10 protein-coding genes and 1 pseudogene are annotated in these 11,788 nt (G+C 43.1%); 4 read left to right on the top strand and 7 right to left on the bottom strand.

Annotation, left to right across the window (positions count from 1 at the left end; all coding sequences use genetic code 11):
- The coding region (locus ACE1CM_RS33750; RefSeq protein ID WP_374883249.1) for a DUF4058 family protein at positions 1-261 on the top strand (261 nt) is incomplete at its 5' end.
- 45 nt (positions 262-306) lie between these two features.
- Here the strand turns inward: ACE1CM_RS33750 and ACE1CM_RS33745 are convergent.
- The 6 genes from ACE1CM_RS33745 to ACE1CM_RS33720 form a co-directional block, all read right to left on the bottom strand.
- Positions 307-3,717, bottom strand: coding sequence for a HEAT repeat domain-containing protein (locus tag ACE1CM_RS33745; protein WP_374883248.1), 3,411 nt, complete (start codon positions 3,715-3,717; stop codon positions 307-309).
- A gap of 254 nt (positions 3,718-3,971) precedes the next feature.
- Positions 3,972-4,112 carry a hypothetical protein gene (locus ACE1CM_RS33740; protein WP_374883247.1) on the bottom strand — a complete coding sequence of 47 codons (141 nt, stop codon included), beginning with the start codon at positions 4,110-4,112 and terminating at the stop codon, positions 3,972-3,974.
- Between the two features lie 80 nt (positions 4,113-4,192).
- Entirely contained in the window at positions 4,193-4,363 is a 171-nt protein-coding gene (locus tag ACE1CM_RS33735; protein ID WP_374883246.1) for a hypothetical protein, read from the bottom strand.
- Positions 4,360-6,111: a type IV secretory system conjugative DNA transfer family protein gene (locus ACE1CM_RS33730; RefSeq protein WP_374883245.1), complete on the bottom strand. Its 1,752-nt coding sequence runs from the start codon at positions 6,109-6,111 to the stop codon at positions 4,360-4,362. The genes ACE1CM_RS33735 and ACE1CM_RS33730 overlap by 4 nt, the downstream gene beginning before the upstream one ends.
- A complete protein-coding gene (locus ACE1CM_RS33725) occupies positions 6,092-6,637 on the bottom strand; it encodes a hypothetical protein (protein WP_374883244.1) in 546 nt (181 codons plus the stop codon). Before ACE1CM_RS33725 ends, ACE1CM_RS33730 begins: the two co-directional genes overlap by 20 nt.
- 6 nt (positions 6,638-6,643) lie before the next feature.
- Positions 6,644-8,128 carry a hypothetical protein gene (locus tag ACE1CM_RS33720; protein ID WP_374883242.1) on the bottom strand — a complete coding sequence of 495 codons (1,485 nt, stop codon included), beginning with the start codon at positions 8,126-8,128 and terminating at the stop codon, positions 6,644-6,646.
- Between the two features lie 282 nt (positions 8,129-8,410).
- Between ACE1CM_RS33720 and ACE1CM_RS33715 the strand changes: the two genes are divergently transcribed.
- Together ACE1CM_RS33715 and ACE1CM_RS33710 are read left to right on the top strand one after the other, a co-directional pair.
- Complete coding sequence (locus tag ACE1CM_RS33715) at positions 8,411-9,265, top strand: hypothetical protein (RefSeq protein WP_374883241.1); 855 nt, start codon at positions 8,411-8,413, stop codon at positions 9,263-9,265.
- Positions 9,266-9,328: 63 nt separating this feature from the next.
- Positions 9,329-10,774 (top strand): hypothetical protein, encoded by a 1,446-nt coding sequence (locus ACE1CM_RS33710; RefSeq protein WP_374883240.1) that lies wholly within the window; start codon positions 9,329-9,331, stop codon positions 10,772-10,774.
- Between the two features lie 171 nt (positions 10,775-10,945).
- On the opposite strand, the gene ACE1CM_RS33705 is transcribed toward ACE1CM_RS33710, so the two are convergent.
- Positions 10,946-11,386 carry a hypothetical protein gene (locus ACE1CM_RS33705; RefSeq protein WP_374883239.1) on the bottom strand — a complete coding sequence of 147 codons (441 nt, stop codon included), beginning with the start codon at positions 11,384-11,386 and terminating at the stop codon, positions 10,946-10,948.
- A 182-nt stretch (positions 11,387-11,568) separates the two neighbouring features.
- Between ACE1CM_RS33705 and ACE1CM_RS33700 the strand changes: the two are divergent.
- Positions 11,569-11,788, top strand: a pseudogene (locus tag ACE1CM_RS33700) (flagellar assembly protein H); the annotation flags it as partial.

Raw genomic sequence — 11,788 nt, 5'->3', positions numbered from 1 at the left:
TCGAACTACCGCATTCTTGTCAGTCGGGCTAATCTGCGTCCTGAAGCTGAACTCTACCCGTTTAATCTGCGCGAATCAATTCCCCAATTCTTGCTTCCTTTGCAGCCAGGAGATGAAGAACCTGTTGTGAATTTATCTGAGATTTTGGAACAGGTTTACCAGGAGGCGGCTTTAGATTTTGCGATCGATTATTCAGTGCAGCCTGTTCCAGCGCTGAGCGATAGCGATCTTCAGTGGGTGCGATCGTTGATGGAATCCTAAAATAGGAACTACGGCTGCGATCGCGATTTACATAATTTATTCTTGTTAGTCAGAGTCAGCACTCATAGTGTCCACGTAAGTAATGAGGGCTTTGGAAACGACACTTTCTTCGAGGTAATGTTTTGCGATTTCAGCAAGGGTTGCTTTTGTGGCTTTAAAGTGGCTTTCTGGGTTGAAGAGTTGGCGCTTTAAAATTTGCAGTTGTTTTCGTATTTTTTCCCACTGAGTCGGGTTCGTATTTTGGATTTCGCGAAATTCGACATCAATAATTTCAGCAGCTTGGACTTCAGTAGTTGGCTGGTGGGTTTGCTGAATTTGATGTACCAATTGGCGAAGTTCGATGGTTTGTTGTTTTAAGGTTTCATCGTTTGCATAATTGTGGGTATGAGTATGGATGCCTTGTTCAAAGTAGTTGTTAGTATTAATGACGCGCTTAGGTTCTTGGGACACTTTTTTGAACTCCTGGGTAAGTATGTCTAACTTATTATGTACCAAATCTTCTATACTTGACTCTTCGCTTTGCGTTTTCCGAGGAGGTGGCAACCGAGCGATGTCGTAGTTGTATAATTTGCAACGAGATTGGATTGTGGCGATCGCCTCCAAAGGTCTTTCAACAACTATAATTGTTTCTGCAATTTGTCTCAAACGGGATAGGACTTCAGCATTACCTAATGTCTTGGCAGCATCCATTGCGTTTCTACAAATATCTTCATTGAGGCTATCAAGAGCCTTCTTGAGTTGATTGACTACTTCTTGACTCTCTTTAAAAGCTTCTAGAAAGTCAATTGCCTCCTTTCGGATAGAGTATTCATCATCTTTGAATGCTGTTGAAATAATACTGGCCAAACCAGCTTTTCCCTGAAAGTTTTGCATTCCACGAAGCGCCCGCAAGCGGGCATCTTTATTTCCAGTATTTAGGGCATCTTCTAAGATAGGTACACCCTTACGATTATTTAATTTGCTTAATGAATAAGCAGCTCTGATCTGGATAATAAATTCTTTATCTTTCAAAGCTTGGTACAAACTGGGGATGTCTTTAGAATCTCCGAAGAATCCAAGACTTAATATGATTTCCCCTCGAACATTAACAGGTTTATAATGCAAAAACTTTCTTAGAGTAGGTAATACCTCCATTGCATTTTGCATACGTAAAGATCTTATAGCTTCTTCGCAAACATTATCGTCTATATCTTTTAGAGATCTAATAAGTGGGCTTATAGCTGATTGATCCTGGATTCGCCCCAGAGCATTCGCAGCAGAGGAACGTACAACCCGATCGTCCTTAGATAAAGCCTCGATCAGAACTGGTACTGCTCGCGAGTCACCAATGAACCCTAGATGCAATGCCGCACTAGAGCGAATAGAGGTTTCTGGATCGCTTTGCAGGAGATCGATAAGAGCCGTTACAGCATCTTTTAACACAGCGGAATTTAGCCATATTCCTAGTAAACCTATTTGGGTAACTGCTTCTGAGCGAACGAGCCAATCACCCTCGGATAAAGCACGGATCAATGTCGGGATAGCTGCGGCATTCTTTGTGTCACCTAGAAGTTGTAGAGCATCCCTTTTGGTATCGGCGTTGCCACTATTGAACTGTTCATTTAGTAAAGCGATTACTTCTTGAGGAACGCGCTGTCCTAGCGATTCAGCCGCCCTAGTTTTAACAGTACCATCCTCATGTTTTAACGCACTCTTCAAACAATCAATCGCTGCTCTTCCTTCCAACTCTCCTAAAACGTCTACAACAATACTGCGAACCCAAAAAAAATCATCATCTAGCAGTTGGTAAAGCTTTGTAACTACCTCTGGATTACCTAATTTTCCCAATGACTCGACTGCTTTCTGACGAACAGAAGAATCCTGATCTTTCAATGCCTCAATCAGATGCGTTGAAACTGTAGTATTTGCAAAATTGCCTAATGCTCGTGCAGCACGCCAACGAGTATCAGAACATCCATTTTTCAGAACATCAAGCAAAAATGGCAGCGCATTCTGCGACTGAGTTTGTTCTAAAAGCCAAATTGTGAGAGATGTCTGGAAATTTTTTTGAAGCAGGACGCTTACAGTTTCCTGCTGTAGAGAAATCGTGGCTTCTCCGGTCAACCTTGCTGCCAAATACAAATCAACATCTATTGCCAGTTTCACCATCCGCACAGCCAACGTATTAGATTCCACAAACGACATAGACATCGCTAGCGGTTCTGTCCACTTTAGATAGTTCAAGTAGTAACATTGCAATTCCTCATCACTCAAATTTTCCAACTGTGGTGCTAGCCACTCTGCTGCATAATATTCCTGAAACAGTTGGTGGTGAAACTCAATGTGAGTTCGGTCGCTAGCTACTTGGAGTAAGTGCCATTCCACTAAATCTTCTAACCACTCTTTCGCTTTTGTAGTATCCTCCAAAGTTGATGTGCGATCGCCTGCCAGAAACGTGGCTAATATTTTTTCTGCCTGAGTTTTAGGAATAGTAATCCAAGAGGCACTGGGTTGGCAGGGATCGGTATGAGGTTCGCCTTGAACCATCGTAAAGGCAAGATAGCTCAGTAGATCAAACGCAAAACGACGCGAGTCTTCAGAAACATTTCGATATCGTTCAGGTTTAAATTCCTCATATCGTCGCGCAAATTCCTTACGAAATAGATCGCCTCGGCTTTTAGGAATATTTTTATGATTCTGTTTAAAAACATCACACAACATCTTTAGCAGCAACGGCGTTTCTGCTAACTCCCGAAGCTTCCCTTGAATTTGCCGCCACAGTTCCCCACCCGTCTCCGGTAACTGCTTTTGGACAAACTCCCTCATCTGAGGCTCAGTTAACGGTAGCATTTCCAGTTTCTTAACATTTCCCTGAACTACTCCTGAACCTAGTTCCCGCGTTGTAATGATTAAAGGAACTTTTAAATCAGCACATACCTGTCTAAACTGATCGACTTCTTGCCAAGCTTGTTCGTTAGGTAATTCGTTCAACCCATCTAATAAGAGGAACAATCCTCTATCACGGAGGAAAGCTTTCAAGTTTTTCTCATCAAGGTCAAGCCACCATCCCAGCTTTTCTTGAATTGCTGCTAACACTGAACCTTTAAGACCCCGCAATTCAATCAAGATAGGTATTGGGGGAATCTCTCTCTTACCTTGCTCAATCGCTTCTAAACAGTGTCTTGACTCTTCCCACAACAGCCGCCGCAGTGAAGTTGATTTTCCTGAACCAGGTTTACCCACCAACAGCACACGATCTGGGGCATACTTTCGCAATCCCTCTAGCACTGCGAACTGCTCTCGCCTCTCGTTTTGTTGTTCCTGTGAGTTTGGCTGAGATGATACAGCAGTTTGTACCTGCAAGGGCAACTCAGCTAGCGTTGGAATATAGCGATCGCTTACCTCCCGCTTGGCGTCCTCCCGTGAAGTATCGAGAATCGATTGTAAGTAGCGCTGAAACTCGCTAAGGGCAATCATGCAAGAGTGAAGTTATATCGATCGCAAAAGAGCCTTTTCTATGATAAGCAAGTTATTCAGCATAATGCCTAGATAATTGGACTTTGGAGTTGACTGAGCCTCATCATTGCTAATTGCTGTAACAATTCAAGCAGCAGGGTGTAGCTACCCACAAGTTAGTCTCGCCAGAGTGAGGGAAAACCAATCGCAACGCTGGACTCGCTCACGCTGCCCTCAACTTCAACCAGAAAGCGCGATCGCAAGGGCATTGGCAACTAGGTGGCGATGGCTTTTGCTCTTGCGATCGCATTCGATCTATCGATTATAATCGGCGCTAACAAACGACTCTGCTCAACGACAGTTTCAAAAAGTCTGGCATAAATATCGCTTAATTGCTGAACCCTGGGGTCGAACATGGCAGTCGATTTAAAAGGATTTGGTTTTGATATTTGACAAATACTAATTCGTTTTCAAATCGGATTTCAAGTACTTCAGGTTAGGAAGTACTGGGGTTGCTGTCGCAATAGAAGGCTCCGGTTTCTCGGTTATAGGAAAACACGAGAATTCCATCGTGGTAATGAGCCTCTTCACAAGCAGGAAATTTCACATACCATCTGGGATAACTTTTATACTTTTCAATTTCAGCCAATAATTGCTTGGTCATCATAAAAACCCTTTATAAGCATCAAGAGGGAGAGGGGCTGCACCTGCCATCACAGGTTTCTGTGGCAAAGGAAATAGCTTTTCAACTTCTGCAATTCGCTTGTCCAAATCGTCTTGGGTAGGTCTTCTTTGGGTACTTCTTTCGGTCAGTTTCATCACCAGGCTGTCCCATTGTGCTGAGTTATTGCCCTCAATTTGTTGAATAACTTTTGGCACTTTTACCTGTTTTAGCAGGGGAACGCTGGCTTCCTCTTTATTGCTGTAAGCCGGATTGATGAAGATACATTTACCCGCAGGCAGTTTAAGAAATTGCGCCGGTTCAAATAGCTTGCGAGTTTTTTCTTGGTCTGAAACAGAACGACTAGATTTACCTCCACCTGTACTTTTGGAAACTTGTTTATATTTAATTTCCTCATCTCCCAGGTAAGCTGAGAACATGCGGGCAGATTCTTCCTCCCCTGGATTAAAAACAAATTTAGTACCGCAAGCTCCCAAAATTGCTTTCGCAAGTTCCTTGCCATAATACTTTTCTAATTGCCCCATATTCTGCCAACCTAAAATGCCGCAGAATCCTTCAGAACGAGACTCATTCAACCATTTGAATAAATCCGGCAGAAATAAGCTGACTAATTCATCCAACACCACAATTAAAGGGTCAAGCCGTTTCTTAGCAATGTTGCGAGCTACAATCATGTGTAGGACGCTACACAGCAGGGGGCCAACGGCATCGCGGCGTTCTCTGTCCATACCAAAAATAATCATTTGCTTGCCTTTAATATCTAAAGGCAAAGTGGTTTTACCAACAAAACATCCCAAGGTATTTTTATTCATAAATCTGGTAAACATTAACGATGCAGTTCCTGCAATCCCAGCGACGGTTTTTTCCGAACCCGCAGAGGAGAATAGCTGACCAAAAGCAATCCGAATCCAAGGATTGAGATTAGCAGCCATTAATCGATCTACGACTTTTTCAGAAGAAAGGATAGCCGCAGACATCATAATGTCAGGATACTGAGTACCTTTAGTCAGCATTAAAACTGCTTCAGTAAGTTGGTCACCTGCTGGCCCAAAAAAGGCATCTTCGTTTCCAGTCGCATTTAATTTGAAATTTTTGTTAATAACCGTTGCCATTTGACGCGCCGTTTCCCCATCGGTTTCATCTCTTAAGAAATCGATGGGATTGCAGACTTCGCTTTCTGGAAAACCAGGGGCAAAAATATGCACGTCATAGCCTTTCTTTTTGGCATAACTTGCTACTTTAGCCTGAGAGGGATATTTGAAATCATAGAGAACGATGGGAAATCCTTGATCTATGGCAGAGTAAATCATTGGATTAATTGCTGAAAAGGATTTCCCACTCCCCGGTGCGCCGATGACGGCTGTACCTCGCTGTACGTCGGGAACGTATAATGTTACAGCACCGCTTTCTTCTTTCTGAGTTGGTGGGGCTTTAACCTTTAAATCTGGCTTGAATTTGTGCTTGCCAATATACAAGCAGGCGCTGTCGCATTTGGGCAATTTGATTTGTTGAAAGGCTTTCTTCTTTGCTTTAGCAATTTCTCGACTATTTCCGAAATAGCTGGTTGCTAGTTTGCCTTTTTTACGACCCGATAGTTTGTCTTGGAAAAATACAAACAGGAGAACGCATAGCAAAAAAATACCTTGAGGTGTGAGAAATTGCCTGGTGTATTTTCCCCAAGGATGATTGGGTTTTTGGAGTTGATTAACAATCTCAACGGGTTGGTTTGACATGAGTATTACCTTCAACTTTGAATTGGTTAACTAGGGCGAACTCGCTGCCGTTATAGCAATAGTCGAATCGCGTGCTGACTGAATCTTTGGCAAGAGGAGTGGTAGTAATAGAGATGCAAGGCTGTGAGTTTTTCCAGTTGTTAGATAAAGCCTCAATTTGGGGGAGTAATCCCTGAGTGGGAAGGAGACTTTTAAATATGGGGCGGTATTGCTCTTGGTTGTTGCGAATGTAGCCAGCTACGAGGCATCCACCAATGCCACATAGTTCTGAAGGAAAGGCGATGAAAAAGATGGGGTGTTTTTGATTTTTGACTTGAATTTTTAGGAGTTTGATTTGGGATGGATCGGCGGTTGGATTTGAGTAATTTTCTTGAATCGCTGGCTCGATTAATTCGGGAAAGGCAGTACTTTCTTGCCATTGGGAAAGGGAATTATCCTGAGATTTTATCAAAGCCCAGATCGCAATAGGTGTGAGGATAATTCCCAGAAGAATCGCTAAGTTTTTGCGCGGAATCTGAATCAGCACGGTATGCTAACCACCTGTCAAATTGATTTTGAGGTATTGCTCTGCTATCTGACGACCGTATTCCTGGACTGTTGTCCCTTGTATGTTAGAAATTTGTGCGTTTATAGGAATGGCTTTGCCGCCAAAGAAGATTTGACCGACTCGTTCGAGTAAGGGTGTTCCCGATAAGTTTTGTTCGGCTTGTTCGATTATTTTTTTGATGTCTGATTCCCAGATTTGACGTTGTTCAACCAGAGGGAAAGCAGCGAGTACCGCTTCTTTGGTGACGGTTTCTTTGTTGTCAATTTTTGACAGGATTTCTCGTCCACCTGGGGTTTGGTTGAGGATAGCTTGTACCTCTGTGCGATCGCTCCTCAACCCAAACCGGCCCAAAGGCGCTGCACAAGAGGACTGACACTGGATCGGGCCAACCGCACCCCCATCCCCCGGAAGCCGACCCGCAGTACTTTCAACCGCTTCAATGGCTTGGAAAAATTGGTTAATATTGATACCTTTAACCGCCTCCGTAGTCGGTTGAGCGAGGTTTGTCGGTTGGGTTGGATTGATAGCCGCTTGAGAGGTTGCGGGTTGTTCTGTTTCGTTCGGTTTAATTGTTTGCGGTGTCGATTCAATAGTGGCATTTCCAACAAAAATTGGTTGCTTTTCTTTAACCACCATCAAAGGCAAAGGGCCGAGAAAATAGGGGCTGCATCCTAAATCTGGCATCCCCCGCTGGCAGATGCGGAAATACATCGCCAGCGTTGCAGTTCCTTTCGCTTCGTCCACGCTTTCAACCACCACTTTAAAACCGTTACCAAAGGGATGGCGTCCAGCGGGTTCCTTGCCATTATTCAACTGTCCGAGAGAGCCAAATCCTCCCCTGACTAATTGGGTTTTTCCAATCCACAGCGCCCCTTGTAAACCGCCTTGCGCTAATTCAACGTGCATACAATCTTTATCGCAAGGAACGTTGAAGCCTTCTTGTTGACTTCCTGATATAACTCGTTTCTGGCGGTCTTGTTCTATTTGTTGGAGCGGTACATCCATTAGCGCTACCATATTTCCCACGGGTGCAGGGGCGTTGGGAAATTCGCTCAACGGCACGCGAGCAAGTCCTGGTACGCCGTTAATTGGGGTTGATTGCCAATTGTTGAAAGCTTCGAGGGGGACTGTTTCAATCCCTGGAATTTGGGTTAATCGGTATTTGCTTAAGTCAATTTGTCCTAATTGGGTAAATTGAACTTGAGGGTTCTTTTCAAGAAGTTCTCCCAATGTTTGATTAGGCAACCATCCAGGTGGCAACACTTGCCCTACTAATTCCTGAATCGGTGGCATTTCTCCCAAAGTTTTCGTTAACATCTGGGGCATAGCTTTCACTAGGTCTTGAATGTTTTGAGTTTCCAATAGTTTGAAATCGGATAACTTGATAACATCAAGCCTGATGCCAGGCTTTTGAGCAATTTGATTGAGGTCAAACTTTTGGAGTTTGAACGCGGCTTCAAAATCTCCCAAAGTAAAGATTTGACTTGGGGTTTGTCCTGCATTCCACGACCGCGTTTGACCGTAGGGAAGTTCTGCCGAACCGCTGATTTCAAACGCGGGGAGGTTGTCGAGGGTTATTTGTGCAAAATCTGGAATCGGCGCATTGTTAAAGTTTTTATATTGTCAAGAAACTCTGACATAGCTTTTTGATTTCCGTATAGTTACGGATGTGTAAAACATTAAAACAATATTATGTTCAATATAATGCCCGTTGCACTAAGACATCGCTGAGATATAGGTATTTACGAGTAAATGTTTAACAACGGATACAGGAAAGAGGCACAAGAAAGACTGCGCCGTGCAGTCGAGAAGTATGAAAACGCCTGTAAGTATTTACAAAATGCAGTTGGAAGTCTTTATCAAACGCGAGTCAAGCGTGGGGTTGAGACTATACAACTATGCGAGAATTACATTAACACGCTTGCTAACTCGCCAAAAGAATTTAGTAAAGTCGTTGCAAAACTGAAGTTTCAACTCAAAGAAATTACTGGGAAAGATTGGGAACTAATTTATTCAGATCCCAACACCAATGTAGTAGCAGGTACTGCTGGTGCAGGAGTCATGGCAGGAGCAGGAGTTGCCTGTTTTGGGCCAGCAGCAGCAATGGCAATCGCCACAACTTTCGGAACAGCCTCAACAGGTACTGCGATTGCTTCTCTTTCCGGTGCAGCTGCCACTAATGCTGCTTTGGCTTGGTTGGGGGGCGGTGCTGTTGCAGCAGGGGGTGGAGGCATGGTAGCCGGAAACGCATTGCTTGCACTCGCTGGACCGATTGGCTGGACGATCGGTGGTGCGACTTTAGTCGGTAGTGGAATCATGCTAAGTAAGCAGAATGAGAAAATTGGCAAAGAAGCTAACAGCCGCGCTCTTGAAATTGAAGGTGACACAGCTAAAGTCAACATAACCAAGACAGAAGTAAACTTGCTCGAAGAGGAAACTGTCAAACTAGCTAACCTTATTCAAAGTGAACTGCAATACTTTAAGCAGAATGCACCTTTGAATTATCTGGATTTTAGCCAATCTCTCAAACAAAGGCTGGCGACTTTAATCAATTCCATTAATTCGCTGAGCGAGTCGCTTAAAAAGACCGTAGATCTAAAACTGTAATTATAATTTGGAGTGCAGCATTTTTCTCTAGCAACTAGGGAGTAATGCTGCAAATTTTTAGATATGGAAGAAAGAGAAAACAAACACCAGACAACTCAATTCGTTGCAGCAATGGTAGCAGAGGAAAATTTGCGCCATGCAGAACAGCTTGCAGCGGAACTCAGTAAGCAAGACCGTGCCTTTTTTGCAGCGGTTGGGGAGATCGACAAAGTTCACGATTTCTTGGGCAGTCCCGAAAACATTCTGGGAAACCCAAACACGAAACACGGTGAAATAGCTGAGCAAGTGGAAGTCGGTATCCGCAATGCTAAGTCCCTTTTGAACTCCTCTGAAACGCGCGCCACTTTTGAGGGAGTGGGTAGAACAGCACCGGAAGATTATTTAATTGATGGGGTTAAGGTACAGTCTAAATTTGTCAATGGGATTGGACATAATCTAGACCACGTTCTTGACCATATGAAGAAATACGAAAACTTTGGAAGAGATGGGTCATATTACCATATACCTAAAGACCAGTACGAAACTATTCAGAAAATATTGAAGGGCGAGGATGTTGAGGGAGTAACTAGCCGCACTGCTCAGAAAATCCAAGAAAAAGCTCAAGAAATTGAGCAACTTTCTGGTCGTCCTTTTAGCCATACTGTCAAATCTGCCTCATCTAACTACGAAGACGTGCAGGTAGGCAAAGTTAACGATACGCTAGAGCGCCGGGAGCAAGAATTAAAGAGAGAAAACGAACAAATTAAGGACAAGATACGCACCGATGCTCAACCTAGCTTTGCTGATTTTGGTCGCGTTGCCGTTAAGGGTGCTGTTATCGGAGGTAGTATTCGATTCGCTACTAAGCTTTACGCCAAGTATAAGGAAGGCAAAAACGTTTTTAAGGGCGAGTTAACACTAGAAGATTGGAAAGAAATTGGATTCGATACCGCGAAAGGTGCTGCGCTCAGTAGCATATCGGCAACGGCAATTTATGGGTTAACTAATTTTGCTAATATGTCTGCACCTTTAGCAGGTGCTTTTGTCAGTGCTGGCATGGAAATTGCTAGCCTAGTCGGCAGTTTGAATCGTGGAGAAATTACTTCCGAGCAATTTGTTGAGTTAAGTCTATTTGCTTGTGCTGATTCGGCAATTGTTGCTGCGGGAGCTACGGTCGGACAAGCTTTGATTCCAATCCCTGTGGTAGGTGCAGTCATTGGCGCGATCGCAGGTCGCATGGTTTCAGGTTTCTGCAAGCAGTTATTAGGGGAAGACACTCAACTTGCTTGGCAAGTGGAACAATATTACCAACAGTACCTCGCTAAGATTGACCGAGCTTACAAGGCGGTTGTTGCTAATCTCGTTGCTACATATGAACGACTAGGTAACCTGGCGGAAGCGGCTTTTAATCCTAACTTAAACCTCGAACTGAGAATGCAAGCTAGCATCAAATTAGCTGAAGCATATGGCGTTCCTGATTCCAAGATTATTCATAATGTAGATGAGCTTGACTTCTTTATGCTGAGTTGATATGATTCCAATATTACCATCGCTATGCTTGCGATACAAATGCTTTTTACCCAGCATGAAACCCGAATGATAGAAAAATTGTAAAATTTTAACCTAAACAAAATATATATGGCTGTTACCAGAGAAGATTTTGAAGTGAAAATAAACGAGGTTGGAGAAAACTTGTATCTCTCACACTTTCATTGTTTTCTGTCCTTGAAGCATGAGCTTTTCTACAAAGTCAGTTGTTTTGATTTCTTCAGCACCAGCAACAGTGTAGGTGCAATAGAGTCTTAAAAATTTGGTCTTGCGAATGCCTTGTTGGGTTAATTCTCTAATTCTCAATCTTTCGGAACGGGCAAGTAATTTTAACTCATCTTGAGTGCAGTTTTCTTCAATGGTTTTGAGGATTTGCTGACGGTCAAAGTCATCGGTGAAAGAACCGATGTGCAAGGTTAACAGTTCACCTTTGGGCAGTTCTTTAAGTCCGGCTTCAATTCCCGCAAAGATGGGGTAAACTTGTTCATCTGGTAATGAGGGGTGAATGCCTTTGCAATCAAAGCAAAATTTAATAGAATTTCCTTTGCTTACAGTTAGTTTTAAGGGTTTTCTTCTGGCTGTTGCTAGTAACAAAAAGTGGAATTATGGAACTATTTTTGACAAAAATAGTAACTTTTGATATACACCAATTTATCATTTAATATACTTTTGCTAACACCGATTTAGTTGAAAAATATTGATCGATCAATTATTCAAGTTAAAAATTAGGGTTACTCTGGGATAATTATGAAGAAGTAGATCGCAGAAAACCTCAGATGACGCGATTCATTTACGATCAATTTGCCAAAGATTATTTATCGGAGCTGCTATCACCTATAGGAGCAGTTATTCCCGGTCGTGATGTAGCTTCAGAAGTCCGAGAAATAGATGTTTACTTTACTCCATCAAGCGCAGCATCAGATTATGTCGAAAACCTGGGATTGTTGGGAAAAATGGCAACCACTGCCGCCCTTTTTGAACCGTTTCGCAATCCTG

Source organism: Microseira sp. BLCC-F43 (genome assembly GCF_041929235.1).
GTDB lineage: Bacteria > Cyanobacteriota > Cyanobacteriia > Cyanobacteriales > Aerosakkonemataceae > Microseira.
Note: the sequence above shows the minus strand (reverse complement) of the source record. Positions and strands in the feature narration are given on the sequence as shown.

Excerpts from the sequence above, each read along its gene's own strand:
- ACE1CM_RS33715 (WP_374883241.1), top strand. The coding sequence starts at position 8,411 with ATGTTTAACAACGGATACAGGAAAGAGGCACAAGAAAGACTGCGCCGT.
- ACE1CM_RS33735 (WP_374883246.1), bottom strand. The coding sequence starts at position 4,363 with ATGATGACCAAGCAATTATTGGCTGAAATTGAAAAGTATAAAAGTTAT.
- ACE1CM_RS33710 (WP_374883240.1), top strand. The coding sequence starts at position 9,329 with ATGGAAGAAAGAGAAAACAAACACCAGACAACTCAATTCGTTGCAGCA.
- ACE1CM_RS33745 (WP_374883248.1), bottom strand. The coding sequence starts at position 3,717 with ATGATTGCCCTTAGCGAGTTTCAGCGCTACTTACAATCGATTCTCGAT.
- ACE1CM_RS33730 (WP_374883245.1), bottom strand. The coding sequence starts at position 6,111 with ATGTCAAACCAACCCGTTGAGATTGTTAATCAACTCCAAAAACCCAAT.
- ACE1CM_RS33740 (WP_374883247.1), bottom strand. The coding sequence starts at position 4,112 with ATGTTCGACCCCAGGGTTCAGCAATTAAGCGATATTTATGCCAGACTT.